Below are 18,583 nucleotides of genomic sequence, written 5' to 3' on the forward strand. Positions count from 1 at the left end.
CTTAAAAAGCATTCACTTCATCTTAAACCTTAACGCAACCCTCTTATTTTTAACTCGCTATTAACAGCAAACCGCCAAAGCGTTGTTTAATTTTGAAAAATCCATAGTAAGCTTTTACTTATATGAATAGAAATCTACTCTATCTATTTTTTGTTTTTCTTGGAAGTTGTGCTGCAGAAAAAAGCTCGCCCAGTGTATTTTTTTCAGGTGAAATTGTTAATCCTACCAGTGATTATATTGTGCTACTTAAAGGAGATGTAGTCATAGATTCTGCAGAATTAGATGATGACAACCGATTTTCCTTCACCCTTGATTCAATTACAGAAGGTCTATATCATTTTAACCACGACCCGGAATTACAGTATGTTTATCTAGAAAAAGGAGATAGTCTTGTTGTACGTTTAAATACTTCAGATTTTGATGAATCCCTAGTTTTTTCCGGAGACGGAGAAGAACTCAATAACTTTCTTTTAGAAGTTTTTTTGGCGCACGAGGATGAAGCCAGTTCTGTTAGATCCATGTATAGGTTGGATCCAGTTGATTTTGAAAGAAATATCGACTCTCTAAAACGACTAAAATTAGACGTGCTAGATGATATAGTAACTGATGGTAAACTTTCCAAAAAAGAGTTGAAGATTGCTAGTGCCAGTGTTGACTATAATTATAACACCTATAAAGAGGAGTATCCTTTTAAGCACAAAAGACTTACTGGAGAAAAAATAATAGATGACCTACCTGCCAATTTTTACGATTACAGAAAAGATTTGATTTTTGATGACAAGGACTTGACCTATTTAAGACCTTATTATAATTTCATGATCAATCACATTGGTAATATGTCGTATATGACCTGTTCCCATGCCTGCGCCATCAAAAATAACGTGGTTCGTAATCAGTTGCATTTCAATGAACACAAACTACATATTATAGATAGCCTTGTGCAAGAGAAAGAACTAAAAGACAATCTTTTTAGATATGTAGCTTTTGATTATTTATTGAAAGTACATGATTCTGAAAAAAATAACGAAGAGTTTATTGCGGATTTTAGAAAACTCAGTAATAACAACAAACATATGGGCGAGATTGATGCTCTATATGAAGGCATTAAGAATATTCAACCTAAGAAAGAAATACCAAATGTTGCCGTAACCAGTATAAGTGGGGACACAATGACATTAAAACAAATAGCAGCTAAGAGTAACAAAACGGTATTCTATTTTTGGTCTGCCACAGATAGAATGCATTTTGAGAATATTAAAAGGAGGATTGATCAGCTCTCTTCAAAGAAGCCAGAGTATTCCTATGTAGGTATCAACATAAAAACTTCAGAAACCAATTGGAAGGCCATGTTAGAGATTTCAGGTTTAGATCAAACAAGCCAATACCGTTCTTCTGACTTTGAAGAGCTTACCAAATCTCTTGTTATCTACCCTCTTAACAAATGTATTATTACTGATAGTAAAGTAATTGTAGATGCTTTTGCAAATGTCTACACCTCCTTCTAAGAAAAATAAATTACAGAATAAAAAAAAGGGATGCCAAATGGCATCCCTTTTTTTTTATTTCCCTATTGCAATTAAATTACATTAGGTAAGTATAATTTACTAGTTTCCTTTATTGTAATCTGCTAAGAACTTAGCTAAACCACTATCAGTCAATGGGTGATTAAGAAGACCTGTAATGGAAGATAACCCACTAGTCATAACATCCGCTCCAAGTTTAGCACAATCAATAACGTGCATGGTGTGACGGATAGAAGCAGCCAAAATCTGAGTTTCGAATGCATAGTTATCATAAATAAGTCTAATTTCAGCAATTAGATTAAGACCATCGGTAGAGATATCATCCAATCTTCCAATAAATGGAGAAACGTAAGTAGCTCCTGCTTTAGCAGCCAATAATGCTTGCCCTGCAGAAAAAACTAAAGTACAGTTTGTCTTGATTCCTTTATCAGAAAAATATTTTAGTGCCTTAACACCATCTTTGATCATTGGTATTTTCACAACGATCTGGTCATGCAACTCAGCCAATTCATCACCTTCCTTTATCATCTCCTTATAAGTAGTGGAAATAACTTCAGCAGAAACATCTCCATCAACAATGTTGCAAATGTCTACATAGTGCTTTAATATATTGTTTCTTCCTGTAATTCCTTCTTTAGCCATTAAAGACGGGTTGGTAGTTACACCGTCAAGAACACCAAGTTCTTGTGCTTCCCGTATCTGATCTAAATTAGCTGTGTCTATAAAAAATTTCATTTTTTAGAGTTTATTAGGTTAAAATTAGATAATTACTACACTTTCGAAATCATTTATTTCGAAAAACGAAATTACAACTTATAATGGTTTAGTAATAGTTTCTCGTATACTTTATCTGGCAAAATACTCTTTAGGACTACAGAAAACTTCTGTAATGGCGAACCAACTTTGTAATGAACCTTTGGGTTTGAGCTTTCAATAATACCAAGAACTTGTTTTGCTACGGAAATGGGATCATCTCCATTGGACACATCTTCGTTCATCATTGTTAATGTATTGCCATAGGCCTCTTTATATGGTGAGCTTTCCAAAACTGGAGAATGATAACGCCCTGCTGCAATATTTGTAGCAAAATCTCCTGGAGCTAGAGTAGCTATCTTAATCCCAAAACTTTTGGTTTCCATTCGTAAGGCCTCCGTAAGGATGGATAAAGCGCTTTTTGTCGCTGAATATATTCCGCGGTACGGTAAGCCCATATAACCTGCTATTGACGTAATATTTATTATCACCCCCCCATTTTGTTTGCGCATTTGGGGCAGTACAGCCTGCGCTACCCTAAGTGGTCCATACACATTAATATCAAAAGCTTTATGAACTTCTTCGGGTGGTGTCTCTTCTATAGGGCCGGTAATACCTACTCCTGCATTATTTACTAATACATCTAGCCTTCCTTCCTTTGCTATAATTTGATTCACCGCAGAAACGATACTCTCCTTATCAGAAACATTTAGCTGAAGCAACTCAAAAACTTCAAAATATTCGTTTTTTGCTAAACTCCTGGTGGTTCCGTAAACTTTAAACCCTTTGGATTTGAGGTACAAACCTATAGACTTCCCTATGCCAGAAGAACCTCCGGTAATCAATACTACTTTTTGCTCCATAAGATTGCAAAATAACAATAATATAGTGTAGTAGAAAAGAAATTAAACGCTGAAGAACTATGGAAAAAAAATATTGAGAAAGACGCCTGTTTTTTTTGAAGAATTATAGGCTGAAAAAAAATCGGCAAGCTACCTACATCGCACCGCTACAACCGTATACCCTTGCTGCGTTCCCACCCTGGGGGATTCTACAGGAGCTGGTCGTGTAGGACTTGCCGACTGCAAATATACAATCTTTTGGTTCTTTCGCAATCGTTTTACATTCTATTTTTTATATCAACAATTTGCTTTGAGTTCGTTATTTTTGTACAACTAAAAACACCTGTAAATCAGGCATAACCAAATTTAATTCTGTGATGACAACTCTAAAGTTTTTTCCGCTCTGTCTTTTTTTAATGCTTTTTATGGCATGTGGAGGTGATAATGCCCCCTCATCGCTATTCGAAATTCAATTAGAAGGAAACAGTAAAAGCTTTCAGCAAAACCAAAACGTAGCAGTTTCCCTTAAAAATAAAAAAGATAAAACCATAGAAAGTGTAACCTATACTATAGATGGCAAAGAACTACCGATTAGTGATGGTAAAATTACACTTAACATGCCTCATTTGGGTGATAAAACCCTTAAGGCTACCGTTTCTTATGAAGATGCTTCCGTAGAGGTTACCAAACACCTTAAATTATTGGCGCCAAATGCTCCTGAGATATATACCTACGAGATAATTGCAGAATATCCTCATGATAATAAAGCGTATACTCAAGGCCTTGAATTTCATGATGACACGCTCTATGAAAGTACTGGTAAAAAGGGTAGGTCTTCATTGCGGAAAGTGGATTTTAAAACAGGTGAGGTTTTACAACAGGTAGATTTAGACCAAACCTATTTTGGAGAAGGCATTACCATTCTGAATAATAAGATATACATGCTTACTTGGCGCAGTGGTGTTGGTTTTATCTACGATTTAAAAACATTGGATAAAATTGATAATTTTCAATTCGGAGAAAGTAAAGAAGGTTGGGGATTAACAAACGATGGAAAAAAGTTGTTTAAAAGTGATGGTACTGAAAAAATATGGTTTTTGAACCCAGAAACCTTAGTTGAAGAAGGTCATATAGAAACCGTCACTAATAAATCTATTAATGACAGTGCAAACGAACTGGAATATGTAGACGGAAAGATTTACGCCAATGTATACCAGAAGCCCAGCGTAATGATTATTGATGCCAATAGCGGTGCTATTGAAGGTGTTATTAATTTTGGAGGTCTAAGTAAGAAAGTTACCCATCACACTACTTGGAGTGATACGGATAATGTTCTTAACGGAATAGCCTACCACCCTGAAAGACAAACATTTTTTGTTACCGGAAAAGAGTGGGACAAAATGTTTGAGGTAAAAATCCAAAAGAAATAAATGCAGAGCTATAAAAAAACAATTACCGTAAAACAAGATGATCTAGACGAACTTGATCATGTAAACAACGTGCGGTATGTACAGTGGATGCAAGACATTTCCAAAGAGCACTGGATGGTTGCTGCATCCGAAGAAATGCGTAGTGGAATTATTTGGGTGGTTATGACCCATCATATTACCTATAAAAACGCAGCTGTATTAGACGATGTTATTGAAATGCGTACCTACATAAAAGAAAGCCGGGGTGCAGTTTGTGTGCGTATTGTAGAAATGCACAATAAGAAGACCAAGGAACTGTTATTGAAGTCAAGTACGGAGTGGTGTCTCTTAAATGCAGAGACCTATAGACCCACACGCATATCAGATGAAATTAAAGAATTTTTCACCACTGCATAGCTGTTAAGTCCATAATTTTAAGCTTCAATACCAAATTTAAAAGGTTTCTCTATACCAATAAAGAGCTAGATATTTAGAAGATATAAATGAGGTATTATTTAACAGTCATAACACTACTTGTCCTAATCATCTCTTTGGGTTCATGTCGCAAGGATTTTGAATACACTCCTAGCACAGGGAATCTGGAATTTTCAAGAGATACCATTTTCTTAGACACTGTATTTGCAAATATCGGTAGTAGCACGTATAGCCTAAAAGTATACAACCGTAGTAAAGAAGATATTTCAATTCCTTTTATAGGTCTGGAACAAGGTGAAACTAGTTATTATAGACTGAACGTAGATGGCGTTGCCGGCAAAACATTTGCAGATATTCCGCTTATGGCCAAAGATAGTCTTTACATCTTCATAGAAACTACTGTTAATATTAAAGATGAAACTGTTAATCAACTTTTATATACAGATATATTACAATTTGGACAAGGCAGTAATAGTCAACAAATACCATTGGTAACACTTGTACAAGATGCTATCTTTCTTTTCCCAGAAAGCACCTCTGATGGACAAAAGCAATCGGTCGTGATCGGTTTTGACAACAATGGCAATGAGATTCTATCCCCAGGTTTTGAACTTAAAACAGAACAATTGCGATTTACTAATGAGAAGCCCTATATCATTTACGGATTTGCTGTAGTACCAAAAGAACAGAAATTGGTCATAGATGCGGGAGCAAGAGTATATTTTCATGATAATTCTGGTATTGTAGTCCAATCTGAAGGTTCTATATCGATTAATGGAACATTAAGCACTGACGAACAACTTCTTGAAAATGAAGTGATATTTGAAGGCGATCGTTTAGAACCAGAATATGGAGATGTATCTGGCCAATGGGAAGGCATTCGTATAGCTACTGGTAGTATAGATAATATCATTAATTATTTTACTTTAAAGAATGCTACCATAGGCATTTTTGCACAAGGGGAATCACCCTTCTCCTCTCCTACTTTGCATATCAAGAACTCACAAATTTATAATAGCTCTAAAATTAATTTATGGGGCAAAACTGCTGTTGTAACTGCTGAGAACTTAGTTTTAGGTAGCGCAGGAAACAGCTCTCTTTACTGTAATTTAGGAGGTAGTTATTCTTTTACTCATACCACAATCGCCAATTATTGGACAGAAAGCTACCGACCAAGCGCAGCACTTACCATAAATAATTTTGAACCAAATGAACAAAACGGTTCTACAGGCATTGATTTAATAAAAGCCGACTTCAAGAATTGTATTATTGATGGAAATGGTGATTTTGAACTTTCTCATAGTTCTAATGGTATAAATGCCTATAATTTTCTTTTTAGCTCTTGTTTAATCACGGCCAATACCGCTAACATCCCGTCAGGTTTTGAAAATTTATACAATTTTGAAAACAATGAGAATTATGAAAATAGCTTTCTAAATCAACCTTTAGAATTTGTAAACGCTACACAAAATAATTTTAGATTAAAACCAACTTCCCCAGCACTAGATAAAGGAGACAAATTATTTGCTCTTGATGTCCCCTTAGACATTTTAGGCACAAATCGTGAAGAGCTACCAGATCTTGGGGCGTATGAATTTACTACTTTGGAATAACTAGTATTCAAAATCTTCTTAAAACTCTTCTTTTGTCAAGAATATTTTAAACGCTTCCTGATTCAGTTTTATCTTACAGAAAAACCCAAAATATTTGTTTTTCACTTTTCGATTAGGAGATTTTTAGCTCAAAATGTTAATAAAATCACAAAAAAGTAATCTTTTTCTTTCGAAATAGCGAAAAACCCAGATTTAGCGGATAAAAACCCCAGTTATTGTGGGGAATATCTTTAGAGCTATGTAACTTACTGTCACTAATTTGCATCAAAACAACGTCTCGTGGAATATACGTACACCATAATAGATTCAGATGCGACTTCAAATTTGCAATTACAGCACTATTTGGAGGAATATGGTGATTTCACCTGCGCTGGTCTTGCTCAAAATAGCTCGGAAGGAACTAACATTATCTTAAAGTATTTTCCAGATGTAGTTTTTGTTAATCTTACTGAGAATGCTTACGAATATTTCCATATGGTCATGGAACTTCATCAATACATAAACGAGCTTCCTATTATAATTGGCATATCTAAAAATAAAAAATACGCCTATGATGCCATTAAAAATGGTTTTTTTGATTACTGGTTAAAGCCTTACAATGAATTTGAAATAAGGAAATCCATACTACGTCTCAAAAAAGAAATACCTGCCAAAACAGAACCTCAAACCATTTGTTTAAAGTCGTATCGCGATTTTCAATACATAAATACGGACGATATTCTTTATCTACAAGCAGATAACAATTCTACCGAATTCGTCATGAAAGACGGAACAATAAACAATGCTTATAAAACGTTAAAGACTTTCGAAAATCAATTACCTAAAAACTTCGTTAGAATTCACCAAAGTTACATTGTGAATACAAACTTTATTTCTCGTATTAGCTACGGAAAATCCCATTGTACGTTAAAGCAGAATAAAATGCAATTACCCTTCTCTAAATCCTATAGAGAAAATATAGATGGTTTAAAGAAAATATTGTCAAAAAACACCATTTCCGCACTTAATTAGACGAATACTCTCAAAACTTACTCAAATACTCACAAATTACGTACGTTTACTACTACAAATCTGTATCTAATCAATCTGCTTTTAGTTGGTACTAGTTTAGCGGTGTAACAAATAACCCCTAAACTAAACTTAGCATGAAAAAAGTAGCAAGCATTTTCGCAGTAATGGCAATGAGTCTTGGATTAATGACTTCTTGTGAGTCAGAAAATAAAGAAGATGCATTATATGAATTGAATAGTGATGCCTCAACTGATGGTGACGATGTTCAAACAGACAGACGTGGTTCTTCTACGGATGGTGACGATGTTCAAACAGACAGACGTGGTTCTTCTACGGATGGTGACGATGTGCAAACAGACAGACGTGGTTCTTCTACGGATGGTGACGATGTGCAAACAGACAGACGTGGTTCTTCTACGGATGGTGACGATGTGCAAACAGACAGACGTGGTTCTTAGTATAAAATCAGAATAGATTATATTAGCCTTAAATTAAGTTTTAAGGCTTTTTTTTTTAACCTGAATTTTTCATCGCATGCTTCCTGTAATTTGCAGACCTTTTCGAAGTATTAAATATCTGAGCTTTTTCTTCATAGCTCTTTTTCTAGTCATTTCATGTACTCAAAAAACTGGCCAACTTAACAATACTCAGATTTCCATTCAAGTAGATTCTGTCTTTTCATTAATAGATAGCGCCTCCAACTCCGAACTTTCTTCTGTAAATCGTATAGCTTTTTTAAACAAGGCTCAAGAAAGAGCATCAGTAATAGAAAATGACTCCTTAAAAACCAAACTGTTTTCAAAAATATCTCTTAAATATCTCATCCTTAAGGACTCCGCCAACTTTAGAAAAACAAACCAACAAACTCTTGAACTTGCCAGAGTTTTAAATGATAGCATAACTATTGCTGAAGCCAACTGGGATTTAGCGGATTTTTATAGATCAAAATCTAATGCTGATAACGCCTACTTTCATTTTTCAGAAGCCCAGAAAGTATATGAAAAACTAAACAAAAACTACGAATCTGCCAGAATGCTTTACAACATGGCAATTACACAGGCAGATATTAAAGATTATACGGGTAGTGAAATCAATACCATAAAAGCTATTGAAATCCTGAAACCTTTAGAAGAGTATAAAAGGCTATATAATTGTTATAATAATCTTGGCTCAATCACCAAAGAATTGAAAGACTTTGATCGGGCTTTAGATTATTATACTACCGCTAGGGAATACCAAGAAAAAATAAGCGAGGATAACATCCTAGACTTAAGTATCGTAAATAATATTGGTGTTGTCTATCTAGAGCAAGGCAATTATAAAAAGGCAATTCCATACTTTCAGGAGGTAATAGATAATAAATCTATAATCACAAAACGCCCACAGCTTTACGCAATGGCTTTAAACAATTTATCCTATGGTAAATCTAAAATCGACCAAAACTCAGATTTATCGTCTTATTTTGAAAAGGTCATAAAAATGCAGGATAGCCTTGGAGAAATCCAATATATTTCTAGAAGCCATTATTGTTTTGCAGATTATTATTTGAGTAGAAAAGATACTGCGCAGGCTATATTACAAGCAAAAAAAGCCCTTAGCTATTCCCAAATAGCCAGTAATAATGACCGGATTTTAAAAAGCCTACAACTATTAGTAAAAATAGAGCCCTCAAAATCTAGCTACTACAATCAAAAATACATTGCTTTAAATGATAGTCTTCAACAAGTGGAACGCCAAGCAAGAAATAAATTTGCCCGTATACGTTTTGAGACCGATGAGTTTATAGCCGAAAACCAATTGTTGGAGCGCGAAAAACAATTGTGGACAGGTGTTGCTGTATCCATATTATTATTAGGCCTTATGTCTTACATAATTGTGGACCAGCGGTCAAAAAACCAAAAACTTAGGTTTCAACAGCAACAACAAGCAGCGAACCAAGAGATTTTTGATTTAATGCTTTCTCAAAAAGAAAAATTAGAAGAAGGTAAAAAAATAGAACAAAAAAGAATATCAGAAGAACTTCATGATGGTGTGTTGGGTAAAATGTTAGGCGCTCGTATGGTCCTAACAGGACTTAACAAGAGAACGGGCGAAGAAATAGTGACAGAAAGAAAAAAAGCCATAGATGTCTTGCAAGATGTTGAAAAAGAGGTACGCTCCATTTCTCATGAACTTAGTCATGCTGCTTACCAAAATATTCCTAATTTTATACACTCTATTAGAGATTTATTAGACACCGTGAAGGCTACCGGTAATTTTGAATATGAGTTTATTTACAACGAAACCTTTGATTGGGATTCGCTTGATGCGAATGTAAAAATTAACGTGTACCGCATGATTCAAGAAAGTTTACAAAATTGTGTTAAACATGCCGCATGTAAAAACGTAATTGTAGAACTTAGTAAAACCAACATTGGTTTTATGGCCAGAATATCGGATGACGGAAAAGGTTTTAAAACAAGTTCCAGAAAAAAAGGTATAGGGCTTCGTAACATTTCGTCTAGGATTGAAAAAATTAAAGGAACGTATACTATTAATAGTTCCCCTGGCAAAGGCACTACCGTTGAACTAGAAGTTCCATTAGAAGCTGGAACGGAATCATCAACAAATTAGAGAATACTACCTCTGAAACAAAAATCAAAACTGACCAAAAAAAACTATGGATAATTTAATTAGAATATTAGCTGTTGATGATCATGAAATGATTGTTCTAGGCTATAAATATACTATTGAAGGGTGCGATTTTGATAATTATAACGTAACAGTCAACATAGCGCCTAGTTACCATGAAGGCAAGGCAGAAATAGAAAGCTCAGCAACTCGTATGCCCTATGATATAATATTATTGGACATCCAAATGTTTCCAGATAATTCTAAAGAAGAAAGAGGTGGTGTTGACTTAGGTGTTTTGGTTAAAAAAATATCTCCATCTTCTAAAGTTGTTTTTCTTTCATCCTTTAGCGACAGCTACCATATTAACAATGTTTTGAAAACCGTTAATCCAGATGGATATATGGTAAAGTCTGAAGTTGATGAAAAAACACTTCAAGATATGGTAAAAACGGTAATTGACAACCCTCCATATTATACAGCAGCTGCTTTACAGGCCATTCGTCGAAAAATGGCAAATGAAGATCAAATAGACGAGCGGGATAAAAAAATATTATATCAATTATCTATTGGAACCAAGACTAAGGACATATCTTCTTTAGTAGCCGCATCTAGCACAACCGTTGAAAACCGAAAAAGACAGTTGAAAGTAATTTTCAATGTTGAAAGTGGTAACGATTTTGCACTCATAGATGAGGCAAGAAAACGTGGTTTTATTTAATTTTAAACCCTTAATAACCTATTAATCAGTGATTTAATTTTTCACTCTTTTTATACTCTAGAAAAACCCCAGTTTTTATGGGGTTTTTCTTTGTAGCCCTGACAAAACTGAAAACTATCTTTGGAATTAAGTGTATAACCAAAGACACATGCCTCTATATTCAGATAGTTTTAGTAACAACGAGTCAAATGGCTATACTCCCAATTCACAAATTGAGGGAATGGATTCTTTTGCCAATAGTTTGGAAAAACTATTCTTCGCAGAAGCTACCATTCTTGACTGCACGAACAAAGAAGAAAATACAAGTTTAGCAATTGAATTAAATTGCAATATTACACTTGTAGAAATGTTGTTTCACTTTAATAAAGGAACCTGGGGAAACTTTAAACCAGGCAGAACATCTTTTATAAGACTGCTCAACGAACTTGTAAAAAGAAGTGGGTCTAGCGTAGATATTGAAGAGTTCACCTTCTTCTTGAAGGATACAGCTATAATCATAAATAAAATTTACGATAATAGTATTGTTGATCAGTTAGATAAAATTATAGCTGAAATCTGCAAGCATTATGTTCATTTCAGTAAAGGCTTAACAGAAACGCCTTATGAAATCTATGTTCCTGTTTTTGAAGAAGAAAGTAATGACAAAAATGAAATTCTTATAAGAAATATTGAAGCTGACAACAATACAAAGAAAGATTACTTTAAGTATTGGGGTCTTTATTTTGAGTCTGAAGATGACGCTGTTATCTATGATTTAAAAAGCTCAACCATAGAACACGGTGACCTATTTATGCTTAACCATTAAATCAGAACAATTTTTTGAGGTATTTGACAGTAATATAACTGCCCATTCCCCAAAATAATCAATTCCCCCATTTATTACTCAATACTATTGGGTATATGGGGGATGGGATTATATTGATTATTTACTATACTTTTCTAAGCTTAAATTAAGCGTTGAAAAGTTCTCTCCCGCTCATTAAAGCATTTACCTTTTTCTTTACATCGGCTATTTTAGCTTCGTCTTCGGCATTTGTCAACACTTCATCTACCAAGTCTACAATAACACTCATATCAGCTTCTTTCAAGCCTCTAGTTGTAATAGCGGCTGTACCAAATCTAATACCAGAGGTAACGAATGGCGACTTGTCATCAAACGGAACCATGTTTTTGTTTGCAGTAATATCTGCATCTACCAACACTTTTTCCGCATCTTTACCAGTAATATCCTTATTCCTAAGGTCAATAAGCATCATATGATTGTCCGTACCACCTGAAATAATATTGTATCCCTTGGCAACAAAAGCGGCAGCCATAGCAGCAGCATTTTTCTTCACCTGAATCATATAAGTCAAGAACTCATCTGTAAGCGCCTCACCAAAAGCAATAGCTTTACCCGCTATAATATGCTCTAAAGGGCCACCTTGGTTTCCTGGAAATACTGCTAAATCTAGCAAAGCAGACATCTTACGAAGCTTACCGTTCTTCAATTTAATTCCGAACGGATTATCAAAATCCTCTCCCATTAATATAAGTCCACCACGTGGGCCTCTTAATGTTTTGTGTGTTGTGGTAGTTACAACATGACAGTGAGGAATTGGATCATTTAAAATACCTTTTGCAATTAGACCGGCAGGATGAGAAATATCAGCCAACAAAAGTGCGCCAACACTATCGGCAATTGCTCTAAACCTTTTAAAATCTATGTCACGAGAATAAGCAGATGCACCGGCAATAATCATCTTAGGTTTTTCCTTTGTTGCTATTTCCTGAATAACATCATAGTCAAGTACGCCAGTCTCTTTATTAACACCGTAGAAAACCGGGTTATATAGTCTACCAGAAAAATTTACAGGAGAACCATGAGTTAAATGCCCACCGTGAGAAAGATCAAATCCTAAAATAGTATCTCCAGGTTTCAAACAAGCATGATAAACCGAAGCATTTGCCTGAGAACCTGAGTGAGGTTGTACGTTTGCGTATGCAGCACCAAACAATTCTTTAGCTCTATCAATAGCAAGTTGCTCTATTTTATCAACTACTTCGCAGCCACCATAATAACGTTTGCCAGGATAACCCTCTGCATATTTATTGGTTAGTACTGATCCTGAAGCCTCCATTACTTGGGGGCTTGTAAAATTCTCAGAGGCAATAAGCTCTATTCCGCTTAATTGGCGTTCTCTTTCCTCTGCTATTAGTTCAAAAATCCGATTGTCTCGTTGCATAAGCAAATATTCTGTTAAATTGAGCTGCAAAAATACGAATTGCTCATTGTTAAAACTCATAAAACAATATATTTGATTAAGAATTTATCAAATACAAATTAACAATCTTACTATGCCTATATACGCTAATGACCCTTCAAAAAGAACATGGCTTTCTGTTTCTGAAGAATCAGATTTCCCTATCCAAAACATTCCTTTTGGTGTTTTTCTTACTCGTGATGATATCATAACTATAGGAACCCGTATTGGAGATACCGCAATTGATCTTGGTGCCTTGCATCAACTTGGTTATTTTGAGGGTATTCCGCTTACGGATGATATTTTTCTCCAAGATACTTTAAATGATTTCATTTCTGACGGTCAAAAGACATGGCGATTAGTTCGCAATCGTATCAGTGAAATTTTTGAGGAATCTAACGAAACCTTACAAAATAAAGAAGATCATAAAAATGTGGTCCTATTTTCCATGGATGAAATAGAAATGCAACTGCCTGTTCAAATTGGTGATTACACAGATTTCTATTCCAGCAAGGAACACGCAACAAACGTAGGAACTATGTTTAGGGATCCAGATAATGCCCTATTGCCAAACTGGCTCCACATTCCTGTAGGTTACCACGGCAGAAGTTCTACAATTATCCCAAGTGGCACTCCTATTCATAGACCTATGGGACAAACTTTACCAAAAGGAGCAGAAACTCCGGTATTTGGGCCTTCTCGTCTTGTAGATTTTGAACTAGAGATGGCTTTCATTACCACAGATACTAATGTCTTAGGGGAACCTATTTCCGTAGACGAAGCCGAAGAATATATTTTTGGAATGGTGCTTTTTAATGATTGGAGCGCACGCGATATTCAAAAATGGGAATATGTGCCTCTTGGACCTTTTCTGGCTAAGAATTTTGCTTCATCCGTCTCACCATGGATAGTAACGCTAGATGCACTTCAGCCTTTTCAAGTAAAAAGCACTGAGCAAGAACCTAAGCCACTACCCTACTTACAACAAAAAGAAAGACATAGTTACGACATTAACTTACAAGTAGCTATTGCTACCAAAGATGGTAATGAAACTACTATTTCTGAATCTAACTTTAAATATATGTACTGGACCATGGCTCAGCAATTAGCTCACCATACAGTAAACGGCTGTAAAGTAAACAGTGGTGATATGATGGGTAGTGGAACCATATCAGGACCTACACCAGATTCTTATGGATCCATGCTAGAACTATCTTGGCAAGGCACCAAACCCGTAAAATTAAAAGATGGTACAGAGCGTAAATTCATTCAAGATAACGATACTGTTATTATGAAAGGATATTGCTCAAACAACGATATTCGTATTGGTTTTGGCGAAGTTAGAACTACACTTCTACCACCATTTGAAGCAAAAAAGAAAGGTTAAGAGCCTAACCGTTTCCATTCTAAAGATACCTTTAAGCAATTTCATTATTTGAAATAGCTTAAAGGTATTTTTCTAGATTGATATCCGTAATAGCTCCGTGCGAATCATGGGCTACCACTCCCCCATTTTTTATCACCAATAACTGTGGTGATTGATGCATCACCTGGAATTTAAAGCCTGTTTCATCGGAAACTTGACGGTAACTGTGTAAATCTAAAAAATAGAAGTCCATCTGACCATCTTCAAAAGCATAGTTCTTGGTAAACATTTTTAAAACCATTCGGCTAATACCGCAGGTAGTAGAATGTTTAAATATTACTTGTGGTTTTGTTAAAGATTTTCTTTCAATTTCATTTAATTGCTCCACGGAAGTAAGTGCTATCCAAGGAATTTTGGTTTCCTTCTCATTTTCACCTTCATTTTTGCTTCCAAATATATTATTAAAGAGACCCATTTCGTATTTTTATAGTATCAGTCTGATGTTCTTAAAAAACTTACACCTGACTTAATGTCTTGCGTTTTGCGATGTTAAGCGACATTTTGTCCTGCAATGTATCTTGGTAAGATTATTGACTTATTTATATCAAAAATAAACAATAACACTAGAAAACTATATACATATGAACTTTAATAATTATACCACAAAATCTCAGGAGGCTATTCAGCAAGCCCAGCAGGTTGCGCAAGGTTTAGGCCACCAGCAGATAGAGAATGAACATTTGTTCAAAGCAATTTGGGAAGTAGATGAAAACGTTCTTCCATTCATTCTCAAGAAATTGAATATTAATGTTCCTTTAATACAGCAAATATTAGACAAAGAGTTAGAAAGCTTTCCAAAAGTTTCTGGAGGCGATATAATCTTATCTAGAGAAGCTGGAAAAACATTAAACGAAGCGAGCATTATTGCTAAAAAGATGGATGATGAATTCGTTTCCATAGAACACCTTTTGCTTGCTATTTTAAAATCTAACAGTAAAATTGCCCGAATATTAAAAGATCAAGGCGCCACTGAAAAAGATTTAAAAGCAGCTATTGATGAGTTACGTAAAGGAGGCAAAGTAACTTCACAAAGTGCTGAAGATACTTATAACTCACTTGAAAAATACGCAAAAAACCTTAATCAGTTAGCAGATAGCGGAAAGCTAGACCCTGTTATTGGCCGTGATGAGGAAATACGCCGTATTCTACAGATTTTATCCCGTAGAACCAAAAACAACCCTATTCTGGTAGGTGAACCAGGTACTGGTAAAACTGCAATAGCCGAAGGACTTGCCCATAGAATTGTACAAGGCGATGTTCCTGAGAATTTAAAAGATAAAATTATTTATTCTTTAGATATGGGTGCTCTTATTGCAGGAGCCAAATACAAAGGTGAGTTCGAGGAGCGATTAAAATCCGTTATCAAAGAAGTCACTTCTTCAGATGGCGATATTGTATTGTTCGTTGATGAGATTCACACCCTTGTTGGTGCAGGTGGAGGCCAAGGTGCCATGGATGCTGCAAACATCTTAAAACCAGCATTGGCTCGTGGAGAGCTTAGAGCAATAGGTGCTACTACTCTAGACGAATACCAAAAGTATTTTGAAAAAGATAAAGCCTTAGAGAGACGATTTCAAAAAGTAATCGTAAACGAACCTGATACCGAGAGTGCAATTTCAATTCTACGTGGTATTAAAGAAAAATATGAAGCTCACCATAAAGTCCGCATTAAAGATGAGGCAGTAATTGCAGCGGTAGAATTATCTCAACGCTACATTACCAATCGTTTTTTACCGGATAAGGCTATTGATTTAATGGATGAGGCCGCAGCGAAATTACGAATGGAAATCAATTCTAAACCTGAAGAATTAGATGTTCTTGACCGTAAAATTATGCAGCTCGAGATTGAGATAGAAGCTATTAAACGGGAGGATGACAAGGCTAAACTAAAAGTATTGAACGTTGATTTAGCGAATTTCAAAGAAGACCGTAATGAGCTATTTGCTAAATGGGAAAGTGAAAAATCGGTTGTAGATGAGATTCAAAAAACTAAACAGGATATAGAAGGGTTTAAAGTTGAAGCAGAACGTGCTGAGCGTAATGGAGATTACGGTAAGGTAGCTGAACTTAGATACGGTAAAATAAAAGAATCCCAAGAAAAATTGGCGGATCTTCAATTAGTATTGGACGAACAGCAATTGGGAGACACCTTAATCAAAGAAGAGGTAACCAATGAAGACATTGCTGAAGTTGTAGCAAAATGGACCGGAATACCGGTTAAAAAAATGCTGCAGAGCGAGCGTGAAAAACTTTTACAATTAGAGACTGTATTACACAAAAGGGTTGTTGGTCAAAACGAGGCTATTGAAGCGGTATCCGATGCCATAAGAAGAAGTCGCGCTGGACTGCAAGATTCAAACAGGCCTATTGGTTCATTCCTATTTCTAGGTACAACTGGGGTTGGTAAGACCGAGTTAGCAAAAACTTTGGCTTCCTATCTTTTTGATGACGAAAGTGCAATGACCCGTATTGATATGAGCGAATACCAAGAACGCCATTCAGTAAGTAGATTGGTAGGAGCGCCTCCAGGGTATGTAGGTTATGATGAAGGCGGTCAATTAACAGAGGCTGTGCGTAGAAGACCATACTCCGTAATACTGCTTGATGAAATTGAAAAAGCACACCCTGATACTTTCAATATTTTGTTGCAAGTATTGGATGAAGGAAGACTAACGGATAATAAAGGACGTGTTGCAGATTTCAAGAATAGTATTATAATTATGACCAGTAACATGGGAAGTAATATCATTCAAGAAAAATTCGAAAACAGCAAAGACCCTTACAGCGCAACTGAAGCTGCACGAGTGGAGGTTCTTGGGTTATTACGAAAAACGATACGACCGGAATTCCTTAACCGTATTGATGACATCATCATGTTTACACCTTTAAGTCGTGAGGATATCACCAAAATTGTTAGACTACAGTTAGATGGCTTAAAGAAAAACATTGCTAAGCAACATATAACTATTGATGCTACAGAAGAAGCAATTAATTATTTAGCCAATAAGGGTTACGACCCACAATACGGAGCTCGTCCTATAAAAAGGGTTATACAGAAAGATGTTTTAAATAGTCTATCCAAAGAACTCTTAAGCGGTAACATAAAAGCGGAAAGTATTGTTCTCATCGATTCCTTTAACGATGAACTGGTATTTAGAAATCAAGATGAATTGGTAGAATAGTTTCATTAATTTATAAATAATAATAATAATAATAGAATTTTAAAAGCACCCCAAAAAAGGGTGCTTTTTTTTGCTTAGTATATACCATACAGTATATAAATTATTTATCTTCGTATAAAACTGCACCCTATGTCTACTAAAGCCGAAAGAACTACAGCCTTTATTATTGAAACTGTCGCCTCTGTTTTTAACAAACATGGTTACATCGGAACCAGTATGAGCGACCTTACTGAAGCCACAGGGCTTACAAAAGGAGCTATTTACGGCAACTTCGAGAATAAAGAGGCATTAGCACTATCTGCTTACCAATACAATAGCAACCTACTTTTATCTAAAATAGACGATGTGCTTGGGGAAAAGAGCAATGCTCTTGACAAACTTGGCAACCTAACTGATTTCTACAGGAATTACGATACGTTCACATTAAGTATGGGCGGTTGTCCTATTTTAAACACTGGTGTAGATGCGCAATATAACAACAGATTGTTGGTAGCAGCAAATAAAGAAGTAATAAAAGAAATGGAAGGCAAAATTGCCTTAGTGCTGGAAGATGGTGTTAAGAAAAACGAATTACACCTTCCGGTTACACCTACGCAATTCGCAAAGCAACTTTTTACAATGATTCAAGGTGCTATTGCTATGGCTACGATGACCAGTGACAAAAAATACCTTACCAACACCATCGCTTATCTAGAGGTTCTGATTAAAAAGGAGCTTAAGAAGTAATTGGACTAATTATTTCTTTCCGTATTTTACAGAACATAAGTTTTAAGATTCAAAAACGCACCTAGTCTGCGTATCAGTTCTCCTGAGAA

At 35.5% G+C, this 18,583-nt stretch carries 16 protein-coding genes and 1 other RNA gene; 12 read left to right on the forward strand and 5 right to left on the reverse strand.

The window, feature by feature from the left end:
• Window positions 1–122 precede the first annotated feature (122 nt).
• Window positions 123–1,505 carry a transaldolase gene (locus IWB64_RS18530; RefSeq protein ID WP_194535427.1) on the forward strand — a complete coding sequence of 461 codons (1,383 nt, stop codon included), beginning with the start codon at window positions 123–125 and terminating at the stop codon, window positions 1,503–1,505.
• A 99-nt stretch (window positions 1,506–1,604) separates the two neighbouring features.
• Here IWB64_RS18530 and fsa read toward each other — a convergent pair whose 3' ends face one another.
• The 3 genes from fsa to ffs all read right to left on the reverse strand — a co-directional run bounded on the left by fsa (window position 1,605) and on the right by ffs (window position 3,357).
• The gene (fsa, locus tag IWB64_RS18535) at window positions 1,605–2,258 is read right to left on the reverse strand and encodes a fructose-6-phosphate aldolase (RefSeq protein ID WP_194535428.1); all 654 of its coding nucleotides are present in this window, start codon (window positions 2,256–2,258) and stop codon (window positions 1,605–1,607) included.
• Between the two features lie 71 nt (window positions 2,259–2,329).
• Window positions 2,330–3,139 carry an SDR family oxidoreductase gene (locus IWB64_RS18540; RefSeq protein ID WP_194535429.1) on the reverse strand — a complete coding sequence of 270 codons (810 nt, stop codon included), beginning with the start codon at window positions 3,137–3,139 and terminating at the stop codon, window positions 2,330–2,332.
• 119 nt (window positions 3,140–3,258) lie between these two features.
• Window positions 3,259–3,357, reverse strand: an RNA gene (gene ffs / locus IWB64_RS18545) — signal recognition particle sRNA small type.
• A gap of 138 nt (window positions 3,358–3,495) precedes the next feature.
• On the opposite strand from ffs, the gene IWB64_RS18550 reads away from it, so the two are divergent.
• The 8 genes from IWB64_RS18550 (at window position 3,496) to IWB64_RS18585 (ending at window position 11,722) form a co-directional block, all read left to right on the forward strand.
• Window positions 3,496–4,548, forward strand: coding sequence for a glutaminyl-peptide cyclotransferase (locus IWB64_RS18550; RefSeq protein WP_194535942.1), 1,053 nt, complete (start codon window positions 3,496–3,498; stop codon window positions 4,546–4,548).
• Complete coding sequence (locus IWB64_RS18555) at window positions 4,549–4,944, forward strand: acyl-CoA thioesterase (protein ID WP_194535430.1); 396 nt, start codon at window positions 4,549–4,551, stop codon at window positions 4,942–4,944.
• 86 nt (window positions 4,945–5,030) lie between these two features.
• A complete protein-coding gene (locus IWB64_RS18560; RefSeq protein ID WP_194535431.1) occupies window positions 5,031–6,575 on the forward strand; it encodes a choice-of-anchor Q domain-containing protein in 1,545 nt (514 codons plus the stop codon).
• Between the two features lie 279 nt (window positions 6,576–6,854).
• On the forward strand, window positions 6,855–7,586 hold the full coding sequence (locus tag IWB64_RS18565; RefSeq protein WP_194535432.1) for a LytR/AlgR family response regulator transcription factor: 732 nt from the start codon (window positions 6,855–6,857) through the stop codon (window positions 7,584–7,586).
• Window positions 7,587–7,720: 134 nt separating this feature from the next.
• Window positions 7,721–8,044, forward strand: coding sequence for a hypothetical protein (locus IWB64_RS18570; protein ID WP_194535433.1), 324 nt, complete (start codon window positions 7,721–7,723; stop codon window positions 8,042–8,044).
• A gap of 76 nt (window positions 8,045–8,120) precedes the next feature.
• A complete protein-coding gene (locus IWB64_RS18575) occupies window positions 8,121–10,199 on the forward strand; it encodes a tetratricopeptide repeat-containing sensor histidine kinase (RefSeq protein WP_194535434.1) in 2,079 nt (692 codons plus the stop codon).
• A 46-nt stretch (window positions 10,200–10,245) separates the two neighbouring features.
• Complete coding sequence (locus IWB64_RS18580; protein ID WP_194535435.1) at window positions 10,246–10,917, forward strand: response regulator; 672 nt, start codon at window positions 10,246–10,248, stop codon at window positions 10,915–10,917.
• 148 nt (window positions 10,918–11,065) lie between these two features.
• Window positions 11,066–11,722 carry a hypothetical protein gene (locus tag IWB64_RS18585; RefSeq protein WP_194535436.1) on the forward strand — a complete coding sequence of 219 codons (657 nt, stop codon included), beginning with the start codon at window positions 11,066–11,068 and terminating at the stop codon, window positions 11,720–11,722.
• Window positions 11,723–11,867: 145 nt separating this feature from the next.
• On the opposite strand, the gene glyA is transcribed toward IWB64_RS18585, so the two are convergent.
• Window positions 11,868–13,142, reverse strand: coding sequence for a serine hydroxymethyltransferase (gene glyA / locus IWB64_RS18590; RefSeq protein ID WP_194535437.1), 1,275 nt, complete (start codon window positions 13,140–13,142; stop codon window positions 11,868–11,870).
• A 112-nt stretch (window positions 13,143–13,254) separates the two neighbouring features.
• Here glyA and fahA point away from each other — a divergent pair, with 112 nt between their 5' ends.
• On the forward strand, window positions 13,255–14,547 hold the full coding sequence (gene fahA / locus IWB64_RS18595) for a fumarylacetoacetase (protein WP_194535438.1): 1,293 nt from the start codon (window positions 13,255–13,257) through the stop codon (window positions 14,545–14,547).
• Window positions 14,548–14,605: 58 nt separating this feature from the next.
• Here the strand turns inward: fahA and ytxJ are convergent, their stop codons facing one another.
• Window positions 14,606–15,001 (reverse strand): bacillithiol system redox-active protein YtxJ, encoded by a 396-nt coding sequence (gene ytxJ / locus IWB64_RS18600; protein ID WP_194535439.1) that lies wholly within the window; start codon window positions 14,999–15,001, stop codon window positions 14,606–14,608.
• A 166-nt stretch (window positions 15,002–15,167) separates the two neighbouring features.
• Here ytxJ and clpB point away from each other — a divergent pair, with 166 nt between their 5' ends.
• Entirely contained in the window at window positions 15,168–17,768 is a 2,601-nt protein-coding gene (clpB, locus tag IWB64_RS18605; protein ID WP_194535440.1) for an ATP-dependent chaperone ClpB, read from the forward strand.
• A gap of 129 nt (window positions 17,769–17,897) precedes the next feature.
• On the forward strand, window positions 17,898–18,494 hold the full coding sequence (locus IWB64_RS18610; protein ID WP_194535441.1) for a TetR/AcrR family transcriptional regulator: 597 nt from the start codon (window positions 17,898–17,900) through the stop codon (window positions 18,492–18,494).
• Window positions 18,495–18,583: the final 89 nt, after the last annotated feature.

The organism is Zobellia nedashkovskayae (assembly GCF_015330125.1).
GTDB lineage: Bacteria > Bacteroidota > Bacteroidia > Flavobacteriales > Flavobacteriaceae > Zobellia > Zobellia nedashkovskayae.

What these genes read in the sequence shown, in the direction of transcription:
- IWB64_RS18575 (WP_194535434.1), top strand. Translation starts at nt 8,121, where the DNA reads ATGCTTCCTGTAATTTGCAGACCTTTTCGAAGTATTAAATATCTGAGC.
- clpB (WP_194535440.1), top strand. Translation starts at nt 15,168, where the DNA reads ATGAACTTTAATAATTATACCACAAAATCTCAGGAGGCTATTCAGCAA.
- IWB64_RS18580 (WP_194535435.1), top strand. Translation starts at nt 10,246, where the DNA reads ATGGATAATTTAATTAGAATATTAGCTGTTGATGATCATGAAATGATT.
- ytxJ (WP_194535439.1), bottom strand. Translation starts at nt 15,001, where the DNA reads ATGGGTCTCTTTAATAATATATTTGGAAGCAAAAATGAAGGTGAAAAT.
- IWB64_RS18530 (WP_194535427.1), top strand. Translation starts at nt 123, where the DNA reads ATGAATAGAAATCTACTCTATCTATTTTTTGTTTTTCTTGGAAGTTGT.
- IWB64_RS18560 (WP_194535431.1), top strand. Translation starts at nt 5,031, where the DNA reads ATGAGGTATTATTTAACAGTCATAACACTACTTGTCCTAATCATCTCT.
- IWB64_RS18550 (WP_194535942.1), top strand. Translation starts at nt 3,496, where the DNA reads ATGACAACTCTAAAGTTTTTTCCGCTCTGTCTTTTTTTAATGCTTTTT.
- fahA (WP_194535438.1), top strand. Translation starts at nt 13,255, where the DNA reads ATGCCTATATACGCTAATGACCCTTCAAAAAGAACATGGCTTTCTGTT.
- IWB64_RS18610 (WP_194535441.1), top strand. Translation starts at nt 17,898, where the DNA reads ATGTCTACTAAAGCCGAAAGAACTACAGCCTTTATTATTGAAACTGTC.
- IWB64_RS18555 (WP_194535430.1), top strand. Translation starts at nt 4,549, where the DNA reads ATGCAGAGCTATAAAAAAACAATTACCGTAAAACAAGATGATCTAGAC.
- IWB64_RS18585 (WP_194535436.1), top strand. Translation starts at nt 11,066, where the DNA reads ATGCCTCTATATTCAGATAGTTTTAGTAACAACGAGTCAAATGGCTAT.
- fsa (WP_194535428.1), bottom strand. Translation starts at nt 2,258, where the DNA reads ATGAAATTTTTTATAGACACAGCTAATTTAGATCAGATACGGGAAGCA.
- glyA (WP_194535437.1), bottom strand. Translation starts at nt 13,142, where the DNA reads ATGCAACGAGACAATCGGATTTTTGAACTAATAGCAGAGGAAAGAGAA.
- IWB64_RS18540 (WP_194535429.1), bottom strand. Translation starts at nt 3,139, where the DNA reads ATGGAGCAAAAAGTAGTATTGATTACCGGAGGTTCTTCTGGCATAGGG.
- IWB64_RS18570 (WP_194535433.1), top strand. Translation starts at nt 7,721, where the DNA reads ATGAAAAAAGTAGCAAGCATTTTCGCAGTAATGGCAATGAGTCTTGGA.